The 21,186-nt window shown below is 59.9% G+C and carries 16 protein-coding genes and 3 pseudogenes; 7 read left to right on the top strand and 12 right to left on the bottom strand.

Translation table 11 applies throughout. The annotated features are described in order from the left end of the window. Positions 1 to 22 precede the first annotated feature (22 nt). A pseudogene (locus X756_RS1000000167970) lies at positions 23 to 172 on the top strand (ATPase domain-containing protein); the annotation flags it as partial. A 509-nt stretch (positions 173 to 681) separates the two neighbouring features. Continuing rightward, positions 682 to 834 (top strand): annotated as a pseudogene (locus X756_RS1000000167965) (DUF3606 domain-containing protein); the annotation flags it as partial. Between the two features lie 51 nt (positions 835 to 885). Here X756_RS1000000167965 and ligD read toward each other — a convergent pair. The 12 genes and pseudogenes from ligD to nanR form a co-directional block, all read right to left on the bottom strand. After that, positions 886 to 2,655, bottom strand: a complete 1,770-nt coding sequence (ligD, locus tag X756_RS143745; RefSeq protein ID WP_023730904.1) for a DNA ligase D — start codon at positions 2,653 to 2,655, stop codon at positions 886 to 888. Positions 2,656 to 2,751: 96 nt separating this feature from the next. Further along, positions 2,752 to 3,111 carry a DUF4112 domain-containing protein gene (locus X756_RS0135090; protein ID WP_032998960.1) on the bottom strand — a complete coding sequence of 120 codons (360 nt, stop codon included), beginning with the start codon at positions 3,109 to 3,111 and terminating at the stop codon, positions 2,752 to 2,754. A 55-nt stretch (positions 3,112 to 3,166) separates the two neighbouring features. Further along, a complete protein-coding gene (locus tag X756_RS143750; protein ID WP_023682271.1) occupies positions 3,167 to 3,661 on the bottom strand; it encodes a YidB family protein in 495 nt (164 codons plus the stop codon). A 443-nt stretch (positions 3,662 to 4,104) separates the two neighbouring features. Continuing rightward, positions 4,105 to 6,081, bottom strand: a complete 1,977-nt coding sequence (locus X756_RS143760; protein WP_023730902.1) for a hypothetical protein — start codon at positions 6,079 to 6,081, stop codon at positions 4,105 to 4,107. Continuing rightward, positions 6,078 to 7,182: pseudogene (gene ugpC / locus X756_RS01000000165865) on the bottom strand (sn-glycerol-3-phosphate ABC transporter ATP-binding protein UgpC). The gene X756_RS143760 and the pseudogene ugpC overlap by 4 nt, the downstream one beginning before the upstream one ends. An 11-nt stretch (positions 7,183 to 7,193) precedes the next feature. Beyond that, complete coding sequence (locus X756_RS143765; protein ID WP_245264566.1) at positions 7,194 to 8,000, bottom strand: carbohydrate ABC transporter permease; 807 nt, start codon at positions 7,998 to 8,000, stop codon at positions 7,194 to 7,196. A 41-nt stretch (positions 8,001 to 8,041) separates the two neighbouring features. Further along, on the bottom strand, positions 8,042 to 9,037 hold the full coding sequence (locus X756_RS143770; RefSeq protein WP_245264565.1) for a sugar ABC transporter permease: 996 nt from the start codon (positions 9,035 to 9,037) through the stop codon (positions 8,042 to 8,044). A gap of 30 nt (positions 9,038 to 9,067) precedes the next feature. Then, a complete protein-coding gene (locus X756_RS143775) occupies positions 9,068 to 10,723 on the bottom strand; it encodes an extracellular solute-binding protein (protein WP_023693331.1) in 1,656 nt (551 codons plus the stop codon). Between the two features lie 121 nt (positions 10,724 to 10,844). Continuing rightward, the gene (locus tag X756_RS143780; protein WP_023693330.1) at positions 10,845 to 11,897 is read right to left on the bottom strand and encodes an NAD(P)-dependent oxidoreductase; all 1,053 of its coding nucleotides are present in this window, start codon (positions 11,895 to 11,897) and stop codon (positions 10,845 to 10,847) included. A gap of 14 nt (positions 11,898 to 11,911) precedes the next feature. Further along, complete coding sequence (locus X756_RS143785; RefSeq protein ID WP_023730901.1) at positions 11,912 to 12,688, bottom strand: aldolase/citrate lyase family protein; 777 nt, start codon at positions 12,686 to 12,688, stop codon at positions 11,912 to 11,914. A 47-nt stretch (positions 12,689 to 12,735) separates the two neighbouring features. Beyond that, positions 12,736 to 13,041 carry a putative quinol monooxygenase gene (locus X756_RS143790; RefSeq protein ID WP_023693328.1) on the bottom strand — a complete coding sequence of 102 codons (306 nt, stop codon included), beginning with the start codon at positions 13,039 to 13,041 and terminating at the stop codon, positions 12,736 to 12,738. Further along, positions 13,041 to 13,748 (bottom strand): transcriptional regulator NanR, encoded by a 708-nt coding sequence (gene nanR / locus X756_RS143795; RefSeq protein WP_023693327.1) that lies wholly within the window; start codon positions 13,746 to 13,748, stop codon positions 13,041 to 13,043. The genes X756_RS143790 and nanR overlap by 1 nt, the downstream gene beginning before the upstream one ends. A 1,103-nt stretch (positions 13,749 to 14,851) precedes the next feature. Between nanR and X756_RS143800 the strand changes: the two genes are divergently transcribed. The 5 genes from X756_RS143800 to X756_RS143825 are packed head-to-tail and all read left to right on the top strand — an operon-like array spanning position 14,852 to position 21,183. Continuing rightward, positions 14,852 to 16,489, top strand: a complete 1,638-nt coding sequence (locus X756_RS143800; protein ID WP_023693326.1) for a methyl-accepting chemotaxis protein — start codon at positions 14,852 to 14,854, stop codon at positions 16,487 to 16,489. A 23-nt stretch (positions 16,490 to 16,512) separates the two neighbouring features. Further along, positions 16,513 to 16,980 carry a chemotaxis protein CheW gene (locus tag X756_RS143805; protein ID WP_023730900.1) on the top strand — a complete coding sequence of 156 codons (468 nt, stop codon included), beginning with the start codon at positions 16,513 to 16,515 and terminating at the stop codon, positions 16,978 to 16,980. Further along, positions 16,977 to 18,209 (top strand): protein-glutamate O-methyltransferase CheR, encoded by a 1,233-nt coding sequence (locus tag X756_RS143810; protein WP_023730899.1) that lies wholly within the window; start codon positions 16,977 to 16,979, stop codon positions 18,207 to 18,209. The genes X756_RS143805 and X756_RS143810 overlap by 4 nt, the downstream gene beginning before the upstream one ends. Then, positions 18,209 to 18,913, top strand: coding sequence for a chemotaxis protein CheW (locus X756_RS1000000167960; RefSeq protein WP_084569959.1), 705 nt, complete (start codon positions 18,209 to 18,211; stop codon positions 18,911 to 18,913). The genes X756_RS143810 and X756_RS1000000167960 overlap by 1 nt, the downstream gene beginning before the upstream one ends. Beyond that, a complete protein-coding gene (locus tag X756_RS143825; protein ID WP_023730898.1) occupies positions 18,910 to 21,183 on the top strand; it encodes a hybrid sensor histidine kinase/response regulator in 2,274 nt (757 codons plus the stop codon). Before X756_RS1000000167960 ends, X756_RS143825 begins: the two co-directional genes overlap by 4 nt. The last annotated feature ends 3 nt before the right edge of the window (positions 21,184 to 21,186 follow it).

The following is a 21,186-nucleotide window of genomic DNA, read 5'->3' as shown; positions in this document are numbered from 1 at the left end:
CGTGAACAATCACCAGCCTGCCATGACCGCCCCCTCTCAGCGAATTTGCAGAACTCTCAGCACACTACCGCTCGACTACATTCTTCGTGGCGGCTCCGCCTGGAACCGCTCCCATCTCATCGAAGGGAAACCAGGTTCTGGAAAGACCACTCTTGGCCTCCAGTTTTTGATCGAGGCGCCAAGAAAGGCGAGACATGGCTGGTCTAGCGCTCTGGCCGAGCCATCAGTTCCGAAAAGACCGCCTCTCGAGCTCCCATATGCCTCTGCAACATTGCGAGAGCTCCGGCGTGGTCTATGCGGCCGACCTTGTGATGAAGTCCAACTCGTGCCTCGGCACTGTGACCCGGGTCATGCGTCGTAGACGAAACTTTGGGCTTTCCCGGAGCGCAGCTTTGTCGCCTTCGTGGTCACTGCCCGCCATTTTGCTCAAGATCCTCGTTGATAGCCCGGATGCGCATCTGAATCATCTGCGACCCGTCTGGGTTCCTACTGGCGTCGTAAAAACCAAGAGGCCCGCAGGCAGGCTCGATCAACGGTCAGCTATCCCGAACAGCAAACGAAATCACCCTCGCCTTCGGCCAACCAACTTTCGCCAGATCACCTTCGCAATGGCTGCGGCCCCAGTGAGGGGCCGGGAACATACAACGTCGGTCGTTGTTTCTCTGATCAGGAGGAAAGATAATGGCAGACGATAAGAGCAAGCGTGATTTTCGAGATCACAACCGTGTATCAGTCGATGAAGATTATGAGGTTCGCTATTTCGCCAAACAGCATCGTATCACGCCAGAACAGGTCCGCGAGCTAATCAGAGAACACGGCAACGACCGGAAGAAGCTCGAACGCGAGGCAAGAAACGGGCTGATATCGGCTGATGGTCGCGACGTATCACGCGGCTTTTCGACGAGCGGGTCTGAAAGGCTGCGCGAGCGTGAAAACGTCTGGCCGGATGCCCGCCTCGACTTGCTTCCATGTGACCGGGTGGGCAATTGGGAAGCCGGGCCGCGCTCGCGGGGAAAAAGCGCCTATTGCGGTATTGCCCCGTCCGTTGCGGAGATAGTCGAGAAAGATCCGGCCTCCTCGAGCTGCGGGGTCAGCTGACAACAGGTATCGGTCAGGATCGGTATCAACCAGACGGTGGGCGAGCGACTTGGCCAGTTTCCGGGCGCTGTCATGGGTCACCTTCGCAACGAGCTGGGCCATCAAGTGGATGCCTTTGCCGCCGGTGACCTTTGGCCAGCTCTCCAAGCCTGCCGCTTCCAAGATGCCCCGTAGCGCCAGCGTGGCCTCGATAACAGCGTCCCATGGGACGCCTTCTCCGGGATCGAGGTCGAGGACGAGCCGGTCCGCATTTTCGATGTCGTCAATCGTCGCGTTCCAAGGATGAAGCTCAACGGCATCCATCTCGACCAAGCCAAGCAGACCATCCATGTCATCTATCCATACCCGAATGCCTTCGCCGCCTTCGCGCTTTTGAACCCCGAGCTGGTGCACGGACGCCGGTATCCGAGGTAGCGGTCCCTTGTGATAGAAGGTTGCGCCGGAGGCGTGGCGGACCAGCTTCAGCGGTCGCCGAACCAGATGAACTAGAGCTTGATCAGCGACCCGCCGCCAATAGTCTGCCAGCCCTTCCTTGGAAGGTGCAACCGCATCGGGTAGCAGCTGGAGAATGTTCTCGCGCGGGACGCCGTGTTGTCCTTCCGACCTCCGCTTGGAGGGCGATGGAGGCTTGGGCGGGATTGCCTTAAGATCCTCGCGTAGTCCCTTGAAGACCGCCTCCCGCAAGATGCCGCGGTCAGACACGCCACTGAATTGTACCTCGGCAAGAACGTCTGGTTTGACCCATGTCGCCTTGGGCTTCTTGATCGGCTCCGACAGCGGTGACTTGGCGATTACAAGCGGATCAAGCCGCTCCCTAACGCGCCGGGCTGCGTCCAGCGTATAGCCGGTCTGGGCCTTCCCGGCATAAAGCAGCCGGTCGCCCTCTCGCCTGCCGATGTACAACGATGCGATGCGGCGCGGCTGCGCGCCAAGTTTCTCGACGAAAGCCACGATTGGAAAAGTGTCGCTCTTGACACATTTGACCTTGACCCAACTGGTCTGGACGCCCGAGCGGTAGTGAGCATCCGCTCGCTTCGATACGATTCCCTCTATGCCCATCCGGCAGGCATGGTCGAACATATCCTTGCCGTTCACCTCCAGATGCTCGGCATAAGTCAGGGTTGGCTCGGTTTCGGTCAGCAGCTTCTTCAGCGCAGCCTTGCGCTTCACTAACGGTTGTTCCCGTAGATCACGGCCATCGAGGTACAGGAGGTCGAAAGCGTAGAGAGTCATCCGCAGCGAACTTGGGTTGCCCAGCTCACGTTCCAGGGCTTGATAGTCCGGCAGACCGGTGTCGCCCAGGACGACAGCTTCACCATCGATGATAGCGGATTTGACCGGCAAGCTTGCCGCGGCCTGAACAATCCTCTTGTAACGGTGGGACCAATCGTAGCCGCGACGCGTGAATGCTCGCGCCTTTCCGCCTTCAACGACCAGCTGCGTCCTGTAGCCGTCATATTTGATCTCGTGAAGCCAATCTCCGCCTTCGGGAGCTTTCTCGACCAGTGTGGGCGATTGGAACTCGATGAACGAAAGCCGGTCAATGGCACTGGTCATATGCTCGCGACTCCAGGAATCGCGACTCAAGCCCCAGCGCCCCTGTCGGTTCCGAGCCTTTTAGAAGAATTGCATCGCGACGATTGGTTATCCGCCTCACTTGTTGATGTGACGGCGCAACAGAGTGATGTTGCGATTGTTCGCCTTAAAATAGACGTCGAAGATCGAGCCGAGAATTGGGACACTTCCTACGAGCGTATCCAGCAGCACGTTGCCTAGCATGCGGGCGACCAACCCATTTCCGGCACCGACGTTTCGAGCTCGCAAGACGATGTAGGCCGAGACAATGCCCGTCGCCGCATCTCCGAGTACGGGAACCAGACCTACGAGCGCATCCAGTCCAAAACGAATTGATGTGCCTGGAATGCGCCAGCGGGAATCGAGTAGCGCGGCCAATAGATCCAACTCGGCAAGTACGTTTGCTGTATGACCACCGTGACCGCCCTGCCCGATCATGCCAACTCGCGCGCCAGTACGATTTAGTATCTCTCCCTGATGGATAGCCGTCACCTTAGATATCGCTTTGACCGCCTGAATTCGCTTGCGTCCTGTGCGATGGCACGTCGTCGAGCAAGGTCGTCTCACCGGAGCTTTTCGGCGCCTCAACGGGCAATTCACCAGTAGGCGTCATCTTGCTGACGGCCTCAGGCAAATCTCGCGTGATCCGGCTTATGAGCTCCTCGCGCGATAGGCCGGTCTGCATCGAGAGGGAAGTCAGGGTGTCTTCGTCTATGGCTGCTTCCACCTCGCTTGGCTGGATCGGCTCGTTCGGCCCGGTGCCTACCCATGAATCGACCTTCGATCCGGCGCCTGCCCCTCTGAACCGGTCGAGAATATCGCCAAGCGCGGTCCCCGAAACGCCTTTTGAAAGCTGATCCAGAATCCCGCCTTGCGGATCATTTGGGTTGCGATCGCCCGCTCCACGGATCATGTCGCCGATCTTGTCGCGATTTTGGTATGCCAAGACGCCGAGCATCGCGATCGCCAATTTTCCTAGGTTAGCCATTGGTACCTCCACTGTTCAATGGACAAGGGCTCAACATCACAAAAGTTCCGACCGGCGACGATCTAATTGAATAAGGGCTGGCGTATCGACACAGACGTGAGCGGTGCTGCCTAACCGGCTTGTTTCCGTTTTTTGCGGTGCGGCTTCGGCCTCGCAGACGCTGATCGTGCAAAGCTCGTTGCCTGCCTGATCGCGCATGCGCACTAACCATCCGGTCATATCGTCATCGCCCAGATCAGCCAACAGGCCGATTACGCAACGGATCGCTTCGGCGCGAGCGGCCTCAAAACTTCGCGTCTCGGCAGGCGGAACCTGGCGAGCCTGGTCGCCGTGGCGATAGTAGAACGTATAAGCGAGATGGATCCCACGCGCTGCCTTAGAGTATGGAACTACCACCCTCATCTTTGACGGGGGTTTGGCCAAACAGCGAACATCGGCTAGGCCTAAGACGATCGATCGAGGTCGACTCGCGCGACGGCGTAGGCGCCAAGCGAGATGCTTTGATCATCCAGCGGTCTTGCGGAACTTTCCATGAAGTCGGGATCGGTTGCCGCCCGCTCGAACTGCTCGGCGCCGAGAAGAGCAATGCGGGCGCTGCTCGGCGAATCCGAAAGCCGCACAGATTGCGTCTTGGCGGTAAGGTTAGCGACCCACAGGGTCACGCGGCGATCTTTTTCAGCCGCGATCGTCACGACGCCGTCACAGCCGGAAGTTCCTACGGACAGCAAGGTGGCTCCGCCGAGCTTTGAGAGACCAGCCAAGACATGGAAAGCGGGATAGACCGTTGGGCCATCCTGCTGGTCATACCATGGCTGCACGAAATCAGCCTTCCTATGGATTTGGCCAAAGGGGCCAGCGAAGTCACCGAACGCGACGGCCTCGATTCCTTCGCGAGCGCAGGCCGCGAAATATCCGACAGTCCAAGCCGCATTGAACAGCCCGCGCTGACGAGGATCAATGCGCGATAGACAGACGCGAGCGTTCGCTTCATTCGGCGCAGTGGATTTCCTTCCGTATGGGTTCTCACGGCAGCCGAGCTGGATGGGACCGATACGCAGTGGCAAGCGTTCCCCCATGAAAGCATGCGCGGAGCGGATTAGATGGGGGATTGCCTGAAGTGTCTCCATCACCGAGACATCATCTGCGGCGTGCACGCTTGGACAGGTGGTGAAGGTCACGTAGTCGAGCGCTTCGGCTGGCGGACGCTTGCGGTTGAGTTCGGTGAAGTAAGCGGCCATGCCGCCGCCCAGCGCGATGCCTGGGAAAGCCCGGCGAGCAGCGGAGTAGCTTTCGTGGAAGCTGGGCATAGTCGGCCACGGTGCTCCCGGCTGTACGGATGTCATGTCCTGCGCCGGAAATACGGAGACAGCTTCTAGTTTGAGGCCGAGTGAGTGGACAGCATCCGCGACCGGCGCCAATTCGCCGAATGGATCGCGCGTGCCCTTGGTGACAATCTCGAGGACCACGCCAGCGCCGGTCAGCCGTGCGAGCGCGGCGTAGCTTTCTAGTTCGTCCTGGCCGTGTGCGATCCGGAGATCGACCTGGCAGACCATCCACTGGGGAGCCATTCGTCGTAGGAGCTCGGGGGTTTCGAGCGCGTGCTTTGCCTCGTCGGCGGCGACGCCGACGCCAGTGCGGGGCACTCGGCCGACCGGTCCGCCGATGGTCAGGTTGATGAGTGGATTGCGATTTTCAGACGTCCCGGCAGGGAGCGTTCCTGACACGTGAAGCCGGACGGCCTGCGTGAATTTCTGGCCCCTGGGCAGTCTGTAAGGCCACGGGCGACGCAGAGGGCGGACATATGTTTTATAGGAGGCGTCAGACCAATTGCGTTGGTCCTCCATCTCAAAGGCATCACCCTCCATGGTGCATGTCGCCCAGATCCCAGGCGCGATCTCGTGCGACAACGCCCGGATGTCGGTGAACGGACATTTTGGATCGATGTGGTCCGGAAAGAACGATAGCTCGTCGTGACCATCCTCATGCAGCACCTTTATCGGCTTGCCGGCTAAGCCCTCGATCGGATGAAGGACGACGAAGCCGGTCCGATTCGTCAAAACGTCAGTCTCGGGCTCTGCCTCCGCCACAAACGACAGCGCACCATCGCCACTGCCTGAGACGCGCGCCCGGTAAATCAGGCGGCCGGATGTTGCGGCACATGTTGCACGGTATTCAATGGCGAACGCATCCGGCCTCTCGTCGATCCGGAGATCATCGAGAACGGTGGTACATGTTCCCCAGTTTTCGTCCCGTACAAGAAACGAGATTCCGCGCAAGATCTCGATCGTCCCGACGTGGATGTAACGCAACGCCCCATTGTCGAACGCGACCGACAAGGATCCGGCGCGCAGTGTGCGCAGCGGTGCCTCGAGCTCTTCGGTGCCACACAAGCGGACTGCCAGGGAAGCTGCCGAGGTCAAATTGCGCGCTCCGTCGTGGCGTCGAAGATCGAGGCCCGGTTCATGTTGATGTCGATCGCAAGCTTCTCGCCCGGACGGCTGACATCGTGCGCCTGCAGCTCAGCCATCACCGGCACGCCGGCCAGTCGGAATGTCGCGTAACTGCGCGAGCCGGTCGGCTGCAGCAGGTCGATCGTTGCCTCATAGCGAAACGTGCCCTGCTCCGGCGTTGCAGTGTGCGCACGAGTGAGGTGTTCTGGCCTCAACCCGAGCAGCACCTGCTGTCCGTCCGCGACGCCCTTCAGCCCCCTGCCGCGCGCTAAAGGCAGCAGTGCATCCGCGAGCCGGATGGCAGCGGCGCCTGCGTCCAAGGCAAGGGTACCTGGCAGGAAGCTCATCCGCGGCGAACCCAGGAACCCAGCGACGAACGTTGAGGCCGGGTGCTCGAACAACTCGAGTGGCGCGCCCTGCTGCTCTATCAACCCGTCGCGCATCAGCNCGCATCAGCACGATGCGGTCAGCCAACGTCATCGCTTCGATCTGGTCATGGGTGACGTAGATCATCGTTGTCGCAATGTCCTGGTGAAGGCGTTTGATTTCGCCGCGCATTTCGTCGCGGAGTTGTGCGTCGAGGTTGGACAGCGGCTCGTCGAACAAAAAGATGCGGGGGTTGCGGACTATGGCGCGGCCGATGGCGACGCGCTGGCGTTGGCCACCGGACAATTGGCGCGGAAAACGCCCCAGCAACGGAGTGATCCCAAGCATGCGTGCCGCCTCGGCCACGCGCACCTCGACCTCTGGCTTCGGCATCTTGCGAGCCTTGAGGCCGAAGCCAATGTTCTTGGCCACGTTCATATGCGGATAGAGCGCATAATCTTGAAACACCATTGCCACGTCGCGATCGCGCGGCCGGAAATCATTAACCACCTCGCCGCCAATCTCGATCGTGCCTTGTGAGCTCTCCTCCAGTCCTGCGATGGTCCTCAGCAGAGTGCTCTTGCCGCAACCGGAGGGCCCAACCAGGACAGTGAACTCGCCGTCGCGGATGTGGAGGTCAATGCCGCGCACGGCATGGAACGCGCCGTAGCGCTTGTGCAAGCCGGTAATTCTGACTTCGGCCATGCCTTCCCTTCCTATCCGCGAACGGCGCCGAGCGTCAGCCCGCGCACGAGATGTCGTTGAGCAAGCACTCCAAGGGCGATCGATGGCACAAGGGAGACGATGGCAAGGGCCGCGGCTTCGCCGTATTGCGCGCCCTGGAAGCCGATGAAGGCGCGGAAGACCGTTGGCAGCGTAAAGGCAGTTCGGCTGGTCAAGATCAGAGCGAAGAAGAACTCCGTCCAGCATGCAATGAAGGCGAAGACAGCCGCCGCGACAATGCCTGGTGCTGCCAGCGGCACGGCAACGCGCCAGAACGCCTCCCATCTCGTGCAGCCATCGACGAGGGCCGCCTCCTCCATCGACTTCGGCATGCCGCGGAAATAAGCAAACATCATCCAAACGGACACCGGCAGCGTGAAGACCGTGTAAGCTATGATCAGCCCGATATGGGTATCGTACAGCCCAACGCCGCGGTAGATAAGGAATACCGGCAGGACAATGCCGATCGGGGGCAGGAAGCGCTGCGACAGCACCCAGAAGGACAGATGCCGGCCGCCCGTGTCGTAGCGCGCCAGACTATAGGCCATCAGCGTGCCTATCAGTGCCGAAAGCACCGTGGCCGAAAGCGAAATAATCAGGCTGTTGATGAGCCCGTCGAGACCACGATAGGCGAACAGCGCAGCTTTGTAGTGGACAAGCGTCGGAGCGGCGGGGAACCAGACAGGCGGTACGGTGAGGTAGTCGTCGCTGGGCTTGATGGAGGTGTTGAACATCCAGTAGAGCGGCCACATCACGAACACCAGGAAGAACCCCAGCAGCAGAATTCGGCCGATCGGCAACGACCGGCGTTTCCTGCGGCGGGCGGGCGCGACGGCGGCCATCAGACCGGTTCTACCTTCAAGAGCCGACGCACCAGCAACGTCACGATGAGCGCCGTAAAGATCAGGAACAGCCAACTTCCTGCTGTTGCCTGCGACAGATGAAACTGCGTGAAGCCGATGGTATAAAGATAATAGGAGGCCGTGTAGGTTTGTGTTCCTGGGCCACCCCCTGTCATGATGAAAATGGTATCGAACATACGGATTGCGTCGAGCAGACGGAAGGTCAGCGCCAGCAGCATCATCGACCCGAGATGCGGGAGCGTGATCGCCCAAAAAACCTGCCAGGCGTTGACGCCGTCGAGTTCTGCCGCCTCATAGAGATTGGGTGGGATTGCGGTCAGCCCGGCGAGCAGGATGACGAACATGAACGGCGTCCACTGCCAGACATCGGCGATGATCAGCGAGACGTAGAGCCACGGGCGCTCCGTCATCCAGCCGATCGTAACCTCCTGCCCCAATAGTTGCGTCAGGACATAGTTGGTCGGTCCAAAAGGCCGCTGTAAGAGCAGCGTCCAGGCTTGGCCAACGATGACCGGGCTGATGAACAGCGGCACGATCAGGATCGACATGATCACACCGCGGCCCGGAAAGCTGCGCACCATTGTCAGCGCCACCAGGAGGCCGAGAACGAACTCTATAGCGACGCTGATGCCCGACAGCGATGCTGTCAGCAACAGCGACCAACGTGCTACGGGATCGAACACGACCCGCTCGAAGTTCTTCAATCCGACAAAGGCGTGGCCCGGCACCTGGAAGTCGTAGTTGATGAAGGATACCACCAGCGAGAACAGAAGCGGATAGATCGACAGTGCCAATATCAGCAGCACAGCGGGGGCGACCAGCAGCCACTTGAAATGACGGTCAGCCCATTGGGCAAAGGCAGACAGCCGGGGCGGTGCGCCGGCGGCCTTCAAATGGCGGATCGTGGCTGTGGGCTGCATAGGCGTATCCAATCGCCGCTTAGCGGGGAGGTGTTGCGAGCCAAGCGCCCGCAACACCAATTGCTCCAGAGAGTCCGCCTCCCTTCAGAGGGTGACCGCCATGCCAAGTTTTTCCACCGTGTTGTCGGCGGTGGCGCCAGGCAGTTTCAAGAACTCGGTGTAGAAGCCCTTCTGCGAATCCACACCCAGTCGGTCGGTCGTCTCGTTCCACTCGGCGGCCGCCGTTTCAAGCGACGCCTTCGGATCCGCACCAGCCCACACCGCCGTGCACATGCGATCGATGCTCAAGAAGTAGTCCTGCGCGCCTGGCATGATCGGGTCGAGCAGACCGACGTTTGCCGAGTTGTTGAGGTTGGCAAGGTACTCCTTGGCACTCGGGAAGAGCGCGCCGTAGAGCTCGGACTTGAAGTGCGAGATGCGGTACGGGTCGCGTAGCGCGTAGGGCAGCATGCAACGTGCCAGCGAGACGGGTGGCGAGCATACCCACTGCATGAACAGATACGCCGCCTCAGGGTTGGGCGAGTCGGCCGACAGTGCCTTGTTGTAGCCGGTGGCATGTTCCGGATTTCCCGGAACCACGGCATAGCCGACCTTGCCGGCGATTTGGGACTGCGGAATGAAGTTGATTGCCGTGGCCGACTGCGAATAGTTCGCCGCCATACGGCCGCTAGGAGGCCAGGAATAGATCATCGCGACTTTGCCGGTCAGGAAAGCCGCCCACAAGGAGACGGCGTCGAGCTCGTTGTTGCCGGGGATCGAGGCCTTGTTTGCGGCGAGCATGTTTGTCAGCGTCTTGACGCCGGCATCCGAAACCAAACCTGCCTTCATGTCGTCGCCGAAGAGTTTTCCGCCGTTGGCCCGGTACTGCTGCAGAAAGTCGAACTGATTGCCGGGGCTGCCCGCCTTGCGGAAATGTCCCGCGCCATAGACCTTTGGCGCCATCTGGTCGGTGATGAACTGGGCGATCTGGGCATATTCTTCCCATGTCTTGGGCGGCCCAAGCTTGGCGTTGAACTTCGCCTGGTAAGCCTCCATCATTTTCGGATCCTCGAAAATGTCCTTGCGGTAGTAGAGAGCGAACATGTCGCCGTCGTCGAAGAACCCCCAGATCTTGCCCTTGTAGGTCGGCAGCGCCTTGTACAGGGGATGATAGTCCTCGAGGTCTGCCGGGTTCATGTATTTGGCGATGTAGTCGTCTAGCGGGGCGATGACGCCGCCATCGGCAAGCGACGGCGTCCAGGCCGGCGAGATGTCGAGGACGTCATAGGCACCCGAGCCGGCGATGTGCTCGGCGACCGCCTTGGAGTACTGGTCCGGGTTCGACAGCTCGACGACATTCGACTTCATCCCGGTAAGCTGCTCCCACATCGGCCCACTGAAATTGCGCGGGTCGAGTGCCTGCAGGCCAGCCTCGTAGGTCATGTTGAGGGTGACGCCCGAATGCGCCTTGGCCGCCTCCGCCGCGCGAAAGGCGGAACCGTCCGCAGGCCCTTCCTTCGATGCTTTCAGGGCTGCGGCCTGCGCCTGGCCGAGCGGCGACGTGGCGTCCGCCAATTCCAATGTTTGCTGCGCCAGCGCCCAATCGGTCATCATCCCCAGCAGCGGGCCGGACACGGCCAACATGCCGGTCATCTGACCGAAGCGGGTGATGAAAGTTCGGCGGGTGGTTTCGCCGCGCATGAAGGCGTCGACCTCTGCTTCGAGACCTGCCTGAAAGTCACGTTTTTCACGATCGTTCATAGTGCTTGGTCCTCCCATTTTCCTTTTGCTTCACTCGTCCGCCGGCGCAGCGGTCAAGCATTTCCTCCCGTAAGGTCGCCGCAAACAGGCCGCGGCGGCGCGCCGAAAATCAGTGTCACTCCTAGGTTCCAAAGCGGGCGGCGAGCCCAGACAGCCTGGTCTTCCACAGCTCGCTCGAAAGCACCTCGCGATTGACCACGCCGCGCGGCTCGCGACCGCGCTGCACCTCCATTACCGCTTTGACGTCCGCCGCACCGTTGCCGGCAAAGCACTGGTCGGTCCAGCAAAGCGCGTGCGGCGCCAGGATGACATTGTCGAGTTTGAGGATCGCATCGTCTGCGTCGGGAGGCTCTTGTTCCAGCACGTCGAGACCGGCGCCGGCGATGCGGCGCTCCTGCAGTGCTTGCGTCAGCGCTTTCTGGTCGACGATCGGGCCGCGCGCGGTGTTGATCAGGTAAGCTGTCGGCTTCATCAGGGCGATCCGCTCGGCATTGACGATGTGGTGGGTCTGGGGTGACAGGGGGCAACTCACCGACAGCACGTCGGCGCGGCGAAACAGATCCTCCGGCCCTACCAGCTCGACGCCCAGGTCGGCAGCGACCCCCTTGTCGGCAAACGGGTCATGGGCAATGAATTGCATGTCAAAGGGCTTCGCCAAGCGGAAGACCTCGGCACCGATGTTGCCGATGCCCAGCGACCCAAGCGTACGCCCGACGAGGCCGACCCCCATATGTTCGGAGCGCTTCTCAAAACCAACAGACCCTTTGCGGGTGAGCGCGTCCTTTGTCAGCAGCTTGCCGGTCAGCGCCAGCATGAAGGTGATGACGGATACGGCGACGGGCCGTCGCACGCCATCGGGCGTGATGACCAAGGCAATACCGGCTGCGGTGCATGCCTCAACGTCGACAGTGTCGTAGCCGACCCCGAAGCGGGCAACGACGGCCAGGCGGCCGCTCCTGGGCACACTCGTGGCATCGAAACGATGGGCGAGGAGGATCAGCGCATCGAAATCCTCAAGTTGGTCGGCGCGAAGCGGACTGTTTGACTCCAGGAACACCATCTCGACAGCTGTCGCATTGCGCAGCGGCTCCAGATCGAAATCTGGGTAGGTCGGCGAGCCGTCCGGCCTGCGGAAATCACCGGAAAGCGCCACCCTGAATTTCACGCTGTCCATCGTCTCCTCCGCTCCTATTGGCACCCGGCCCGGATCTTGGAAACCGCGTCGGCGATCGCGTCGTGCAGGACCCAAACGTCGCCTGAATAACAAATGAAATCGAAGCCCTTTGCGTAGAACTCGTGTCCCTGGGCGACGTTGGGCACCAAGCGTCCAAGCGATTTGTTGTGCTTCTTGGCGGCGGCAACGATTTTGGCCATTGCAGCAGTGAAAGTGGGGTGGGCGAAGTCGCCAGGAATGCCGAGCGAGACGGACAGATCGAAATGTCCAACCCACAGACAATCGACCCCGTCCAGTCCCGCGATGCCGTCAATGTTCTTGACGCCGTCGGCGGTCTCGATCAGGCAGATGAACGTCGAGCGCTTGTTGGCGGCCTCGAATTTATCAGCGACCGAGCCTGGCCGGTAGCGGTCATGAGCGATCTGCAGCGCCACGCCGCGGGCGCCGGCAGGGTGGTACTTCATGGAATTGATGATGTGCTGCGCCTGTTCGACGCTGCTCACCATCGGCGCGATCAGGCCTTCGGCGCCCATGTCCATGGCGCGGGCAAGGAAGTGGTAGTCCTGCGATGGCACACGCACCATGACCGGCAGGTCAGCCGCCTCGAAATAGCGGATCGCACTCTTCAGCGTTTCCAAGTTAAATCCCGAATGCTCCATGTCGAAAAAGACGAAATCGCAGCCAGCGGACTTCAGGATGTGACCGATTCCCGGCGTGGCGAACTCGGCGACGAGCGTACCGAGCTTGACCCGCCTGTGAGAAGCTAACGCCCTGAGACTTGGCTCCGACATGCACTTCCTCCCGTTTGCCCCAATGGGCCAATCCGCCTATGTTCGCTTCAATGCGTGGCTTCAAGAACGAGGTCGCAGGTCGTCACCAACTTGGTCACGACGAGCGGCGCGCTCTGCGTATTGAATTCGTCGAAATGAGCGGTGCGGCAGTGGTCCTCGAATGCGGCCTCGCTATCGTAAATCTCATAGAGCAGGACCCGATCCGGTTCGCCGCGCGCCTCCGTCACGTCAAAGCGGCGACAGCCGGCCTCGGTGCGCATCGAGGCGGTCGCATTGGCGTCGACTAGTTCACGGAATCTGTCCCGGGCACCAGGCCTCAGGCGGAAATCGACCCAGACGACAAATCCGGTCATCACTTGGGCCTCGCAAGTTGCAGATACCGCTTGGCCACATATTCGAGATGGCTGCGCATGGCCGCCTCTGACGCGTCTGGATCGCGCGCGGCGACGGCCTCGAAGATTTCGCGATGAGCCTGGTAAGCCTTGCGGTCTTCACCCTTGGCCAATGTGGTGCGACGCTGTTCGAGCAACCATTCAGCTAAGGCCGCGTGAATAGCTGTAAAGATCCGATTGCGGGTGATTACCGCCAGCACGTAATGGAAGTCTACGTCCGTGCGCTCGAAGCGCGCCAGATCGCCGATCGACTGCCGGTTGAGTTCGAGCGCCTCCTTGAGGCTTTCAACGTCTTCCGGGGTAGCATGCACAGCGGCGTTGCGGGCAAGACCGACCTCGAAAAACAGCCGCGCGCTCTGGAAGTCGTGAACCCCTCCCGGCGCCGAAATCATGTGCCGAGCCGGCCCTGAAAGGGCGTCGATCACGAATTGAGGAGTGGGTCGAGTGACGCGGGCACGCTCCCCCGATTTTATCTCGACAAGGCCCATTTTGCTCAGATGCAGCAGGGCCTCACGGATGGAAGGCCGCCCTACCCCGAACTGCCGCATGAGTTCCCGTTCAGATGGGAGACGGTCGGCTTCGGCCAACTCTCCCTCTCGGATCATCCGCTCGAGGTGCGCTGCCACCTCGTCCGAAAGCTTCCGCTGTTTGATCAGAACTCCGATCATGTGGCATACCTGTTATACCAATTAGGTACGTTATGATCCCATAGCACCCCTTGTCAACGAGATCTAAGCATCCGGTGGCCGGGCCCTTAAAGCGACTCCGTCGTTGTCGAGGCGTCCTTTGCGACGCCTTCAATGTCTTCACGAAGATTTCAGTAACTTGAGGGAGAGCGAGCACAATCTGCTCGGTGTTCCGATCGGGAACGGTCTTCGAACCCTGGGTCGGTGGTCAGTTTGAACCTGCGGTGTGGACCCCAGGAGTGCCACCGGGCCGTGTGCTGGCCGAGACCTACCGAACCGCCTGCTTATGAGCTGGGACATGAGCCCTCGATGGCAAGTAGACCTCGACCTGAGCAAGATCAGCGAATGGAAGCGGGTTCACAGCCGAGGCGGAAAACGCGAACTCTCGCTGCTGGACCCCTTTGGCAATACGCCTGCTCCATCTCGTAATCTTTTTCCCCGCCGCAATGTCGCAAAGGAAGGGATTGTCGGGTTAGTCCCCTCTACGCTCCAGAGCGCTCGTCACGTTGTGCTCATCCTTGTGCGGTTGGCGGCCGCCGCTTGAGGATGCGCATTTGAAACTGTCTCAAGATCATTTTAGTCCTGAGGGGCCTCAGGCGGGGGCGCTTGCCATTTAGTTATCGTCACCTGCGCATGTCGAACCCGTACTCGGCGCCAATCTACGCGCTGGCCAGTTGCGACATGTGGTTTCGGCGATCCGCTTTCAGTGCGACGATCATGCTGGACGGCTGATATGAGGCGCGTTCCCGCCTGGCAGCTTAGGGGCAGCAAGCAGGACGTCGGCTTTCTTGCCTCGACCTGGCCTAAGCAGTCATTCAATTCGTGGCCTCAAGCAGCTCGTCCACGCTCCTCCTGACGCGGCGTGCCATCCAGCCGATCTCGGGCTGATGTGCGTGGACGGCAGTCGTCCTTTGACCACCGCTTCTGGCGGCGCCGATTGGCGAGCCGCCTCGCCATCATTAGCTATGGAACGGAAAAGAAACCATTCAGCATCAGACTACCGCTTTTCGACGCACCTTTTCGAATATGTCGGAACGAGCGCTTGTCGCGCAGCCCACGATGCCCCCCATTGGTGAACCGGTTCCATGAAGAGTCTGACAATACGCCACCGCATCCTCGTCAGTTTCGCAGCCGTTCTGGTGGTCATGTCCGTGATAGCCCTCATCGCGTACGCCTGGTTTCTTCAGGCGGGGGAGGAGGCGACTGAGGTCGAGAAGGGCATCCTTCCGGACCTTTATCACAGTACCGAGATCATGACGGGCCAGATGGCGGCCCATAGTCTGCTTCAGGAATATGCCCTTCAGGACAACCCGGCAGACAGAAGCACGGTTGCAAACGCGATCACGACCAATCGCAACCAGGTGCAGCGGTCGATGGACGACTATGAGGCAACGATCGTCTCCGATATCGACAAGCAGAATTATGCAGCCGTCAAACAACTCGCCAACCAATTCCGTCTGGCTGAAACTGCTGTGCTGGAAACAAGCCGGGCTGCCTTGTCGAAAGGTGAAACTCCCAATGAAAGCCCAGCTATCAAGAACGAAGTAGAGCCGATCTTTGTAAAATTGCAGTCCGCTCTGCAGGCCATGGTTGAGGATCACAGAGGCGAGGCAAACAGCGCGACGCAGCGGATCAGCTCGATCGTCAGAACGGCCGAAGTCGGTTTGAGCGTTGGCTTGTTGATAGCCCTCGGGCTAGCCCTTCTTTTGGGTTACCAGCTGTTTCGCGCCATTACAGGTCCGCTCACCCGTTTGGTCGACGCGGTTCAATTGATGCGGCAAGGCGACTTCAGCGAACGGCTCGATCTGAGGCGCCGAGACGAATTCAGCGTGCTTGCCGACGGCTTCAACGCAATGGCGGACGATCTCACAACCCTCATTGGTCAGGTTCAAAGGTCCAGCATACAGGTCGGCACGTCGATAACTGAGATCGCCGCCACCTCCAAGCAACAGCAGGCAACTGCGACTGAAATCGCAGCGACCACAACAGAAATCCGAGCGACAGCCAAGGAAATCTCCGCCACATCAAACGAACTGGTCCGCACGATGAACGAGGTCTCCATAGTTGCCGAACAAACCGCTGCCGTGGCTGGCGGGGGGCAAGCGGGGCTGACCCGTATGGAAGAAACCATGCAGCAGGTCATGGAAGCGGCTGGCGCGATCAATTCCAAACTGGCGATCCTGAGCGAGAAAGCCGGCAGCATCAATCAGGTGGTGACGACCATCACCAAAGTGGCCGATCAGACGAACCTGTTGTCGCTCAACGCTTCCATTGAGGCGGAGAAGGCAGGCCAATATGGCCGGGGTTTTGCAGTGGTGGCGACGGAAATCCGAAGGCTCGCGGACCAGACAGCTGTCTCCACCTACGATATCGAGCAAATGGTCAAGGACATCCAGTCGGCAGTCGCGGCCGGGGTGATGGGCATGGACAAGTTTTCCGAGCAGGTCCGTCGGGGTATGCAGGACATCCAGCAGGTCGGCGGGCAACTCTTCGAGATCATTCAGCAGGTTCAGGGGCTGGTGCCACGTTTCGAAGTCGCCAATGAAGGCATGCAAGCACAGGCGACCGGCGCGGGGCAGATCAGCGACACGCTAACCCAGCTAAGCGAGGCAGCTCAGCAAACAGTCGAGTCCCTTCAGCAATCGACGCTCGCGATCGACGAGCTCAATCAAGTCTCAGGCGGCATGCGAAGTAGCATATCGAGGTTCAAGCTACGAGCATAGCGAGCCGGCAGTAGGAGGTGACAATGCTATTCCTCGCCTTCAACATGGGTCCGGATCGCTACTTGATCGATGTCCACAAAATTGAAGAGGTGCTGCCCTATATCGACGTGAAAGTTCTTCCGGGTGCGCCAACTGGTGTGGTGGGTTTGGTCAGCTATAACGGAATACCCATCCCCCTGATCGATGTCACCCTTCTTGCGCTTGGCCGACCATCGGAGCGCCTGTTGAGCACCCGGATCGTTGTGACGCGCTATCCGGCGGATGATGGCGAGCGACGCCTGCTGGGGCTGATCGCGGAACGGGTGACGGATACGATCGAGCGAGACCCGGCCGATTTCGCGCCGTTCGGACTGGAACCAGGAACCCCGCCCTATCTTGGGCCGGTGGCTTCCGATGGTTTGGAGATCATTCAGTGGGTCAAAGTGGAAGCGCTGCTTTCGGAAGAGATTCGTACCGCATTGCTCCGCCAGGCGGCAATAGGTGATCAATGACCGGAGCAATAGAAAAGCTCCTGACGGAAACGATTGGACTGGACAGTGCCAGCGTTGGTCCGACAGTGGTTCGTCAGGCGGTCAGAGAACGGATGGAAGCATGCCGGATAACCAACCCTCAGGCCTATAGGCAACACTTGGCCGGTTCCTCGCAGGAGCTGATCAATGCGGTGGTGATCCCAGAGACCTGGTTCTTTCGCGACCGAGAAGCGTTCACGATGCTGGCGCGGCATGCGCGCGCGCACAAGCCTGCTCAGCCGATAAGAATCCTGAGCCTGCCATGTTCAACCGGCGAAGAGGCTTACTCGGTCGCCATGGCCATGTTCGATGCCGGCTTTGAGGCGCATGAGTTCAAGATCGATGGCGTGGACGTCAGCAGCCGCAATATCGCGACGGCTGAACACGCCATCTATGGCCGCAATTCGTTTCGCGGCAGCCATTTAGAATTCAAGGATCGCTATTTCGAAGCGGCCGAGGGCGGGTTGCGGCCTGTTGCTGGGGTGCTGAAACAGGTTCGGTTCATGGTAGGAAACTTGTTCGGTTCTCACGCGCCTTTCGGGCAAGAGGTCTATGACATCCTGCTTTGCCGCAATTTGCTGATCTATTTCAATCGAGAGCTGCAGGATCGCGCATTGATCTGCCTGAAGGACCTGCTGGCCAAAGATGGACTTCTTCTGGTCGGTCCGGCGGAAGCAGCTCTTCCAAGGGTGCATGGCTTTCTTTCCGCTGAATGGCCATTGGCCTTCGCCTTTCTGAAATCGGAGCCCGTCAAGACCACGGCGCCGAAGGTTTCGGCCGCCGTCCCGGTGCGGACGCCAAGCCCTAAGGTCAACAAGAGCGAGCCTCTTCGTCCGTTCCGACCGACAATTGGCAATGAAGGCCGCGGGCAGGCTCCGGCCAAGCCGCTTGCACGCGCCTCGGAAAGCCTCATCGCGGTTGAACGGATCGCCAATGCAGGACGCGTAAAGGAGGCACAGGAGGTCGCCCTGGCGCATCTCAGGGAGTTCGGTCCTTCCGCAGAAATCTTCTACCTGCTGGGCCTCGTCCAGGATGCGGATGGTTCTGCACCCGAAGCCGCGCAAAGTTATCGCAAGGCGCTCTATCTCGCGCCAAATCATCGAGAAGCTCTTGTCCATCTGGCCTTGCTGCTTAGCAAGCAAGGCGACCATAACGGCGCCGAGGCGCTGGCCGGCCGGCTGGGTCGGGTCCAGAAAAGGAGCGGCAGTTGATGGCGGCTTCGACAAGGATCGCTCAGCCGGTGGAGGAGATCGAAATCAACGACTGCTGGCGGCAAATAGGCGTACGGGGTGACAAGTCATGTCCGCTACTAGAGCAGCATCTCCACTGCCGCAATTGCCCGACCTACAAGAAGGTCGCACGACGCCTCCTCGACCGTGCAGCTCCCTCGGCATCTCGCGACGAATGGCCTGACAACGCTGGTCGTGCAGGGATCGATTCGGCAGACAGCGACGCGCTGCAGACGGCCGTTCTCTTCCGTTTGGGGGAGGAATGGCTGGCACTTCCGGTCGGTATTTTTCATGAAGTGGCTGAATCTCGTCGCGTTCATTCACTTCCACATCGCAGGAACAGTGCACTGCTCGGCATTGCGAATGTCCGTGGTGAATTGCTCATTTGCCTGTCCCTGGCCGAATTGCTCGGGATAGACGAGCGCAAGGAAGGGGAACAAGGCACACGAACCAAGGTATTTCGCCGCCTTGTCGTGGTAGGCGAGCGCGACAAGCGGGTTGCTTTTATGGTTGATGAGATCCACGGCTTACATCGGTACCAGGAACGCGACACTCTCGCTGTTCCGGCCATGATTGGCAAGGCACTGTCGGCCGCTACGGTTGCCGTGCTGCCATGGCAAGGACGAGCTGTTGGCTGTCTCGATCCACGACAACTGCTCACGATGCTGGATCGGAGCATCGCATGACAGATGAAGACTTCAGCCAGGTTTCGATGCTCAGCCTCTTCCAGGCCGAACTGGAGACGCAGTCACGGGCTCTAACCTCTGGACTTCTGGCACTCGAACGCGATCCTATCGCCGCCGACGCTCTGGAAGCATGCATGCGTGCCGCGCATTCTCTGAAAGGAGCTGCCCGCATCATCGACCTGATGCCCGCAGTCAAAGTTGCAAATGCGATGGAAGACTGCCTGGTCGCAGCGCAACGCGGGCATCTGAGGGTGCGACGGGAGCATATAGATGCGCTTCTGCAAGGTTCTGACCTTTTGAAATTGATCGCATCGGGATCATCGAGCGAGAGCGCCAACTCAGAAGTCGAAACCTTTCTCGCGAAGTTCGAGGGGTTGTCCCTCCCCCAGGCAAAGCCCGGGCCCCAAGATTCTGCAGCTGATTTCGCAACTCCAGATCATGCCCAGGAGCAACTGGCGACGACCTCTTCAGCGAACCTCCTCGTTGGGGCGGTACCGCAAGCCCACGGCAGCATCGGCTCTGATAGAATGGTTCGGGTGACGGCAGACAGCCTGAACCGATTGCTCGGGCTGGCTGGCGAGTCGCTGATGGAAGCTCGGCGGCTCAGGCCATTCGCTGACGGGCTGCTACGGCTGAAGCGACTTCAATCGGACCTCGCAAGTGCGTTCGACAATCTTCATGCAGTGCTGCCGCCGGTTTCAAACGATGCGGCGGTGGTGGAGGCGCTGGCTGAAGCGCAGCGAAAGCTTCGGTTGAGCCAAGCGTTCCTGGCGGAGCGTTTCGATGAGTTGGATTCAGTGGATCGGAAAGCGACCGATCTTGCCAACAGATTGTACGACGAAACGTTGGCGAGCCGGATGCGGCCCTTTGAGGACGGCGTGCGACACTATGCGAGAATGATCCGCGACCTCGGTCGTACCCTTGGCAAGCGGGTGCGACTGGAGATCGTAGGCGGCTCGACCGGCATCGACCGCGATATCCTCGAGCAGCTCGATGCCCCTTTGGGGCACCTTCTGCGCAACGCTGTAGACCATGGGCTTGAACCGCCTGAGGAGCGCCTCGCGATGGGCAAACCCGAAGAGGGGCTCATCAGGCTCGAAGCGAGGCACAATGCCGGGCTGCTGCAGATAGCCGTGGTGGACGACGGCAGGGGGATAGAGCTCTCGAAGCTGCGCGAGACCGTCGTCGCCCGGCAACTTGCAACCAGGGAAAGTGCTGAAACACTCAGCGAAAGCGAATTGCTCGCGTTTCTGTTTCTGCCAGGCTTTTCCATGAAAGCGGGCCTTACCGACGTCTCAGGTCGCGGTGTGGGGCTCGATGCAGTGCAAGCCATGACGAAGGAAGTCCGGGGAGTCGCAAGCGTCTCCTCAGAATTTGGCCACGGAACCCGATTTCAACTGCAATTGCCGCTGACACTGTCGGTCCTGCGCACGCTGCTCGTCGATGTCGATGGAGAGCCCTATGCTTTTCCACTCGCTGCCATTTCCAAGACTTTGAAACTGCAGCGGACGGAGATCAACGTCCTGCAGGGCCGGCCGCATTTTCGATTGAACGATCGACAGATCGGGCTGGTCACCGCTCGCGAGGTGCTCGATCGAGGTGAGCCCGGATCGGAACCGAACGAACTATCGGTCGTCGTCGTGGATGCGGGTCGGGGCGATTCGTACGGCCTGATCGTTGACCGTTTTCTCGGGGAACGCGAGTTAGTGATCAGACCTCTCGATCCACGGTTTGCCAAGATCAAGGACATCAGCGCAGCGGCCCTGATGGAAGACGGTTCGCCTGTTCTGATCTTCGACGTCGACGATCTGATCCGATCGGTGGAAAAGCTTGCATCGTCCAGCGGATTTCGAGCTCTTCGGCGCGCCGCGGGCGGTCCCGAAGCGAGCAGGCGCAAGCGCGTGCTCGTAATTGACGATTCACTGACGGTTCGCGAACTCCAGCGCAAGATGCTCGGCAATTACGGTTATGAGGTCGAAGTGGCGGTAGACGGCATGGACGGGTGGAATGCCGTCCGGTCTGGTCCTTTCGATCTCGTCGTCACCGACATCGACATGCCTCGCATGGATGGCATCGAGCTAGTGAGTTTGATCAGAAAGGACGCTGATCTCAAGAACACACCCATTATGATCGTTTCATACAAGGATCGGGAAGAAGATCGCGCGCGCGGGCTCGACGCAGGTGCGGACTATTATCTGACCAAGAGTAGTTTTCAGGACGAGGCGCTGATCCATGCCGTCGTGGACATGATTGGCGAGGCGGCTGGATGAGAT

The sequence above is a fragment of the Mesorhizobium sp. LNJC405B00 genome (assembly GCF_000502615.1).
Classification (GTDB): domain Bacteria; phylum Pseudomonadota; class Alphaproteobacteria; order Rhizobiales; family Rhizobiaceae; genus Mesorhizobium.
This window is presented reverse-complemented; position numbering and strand designations above follow the sequence as displayed.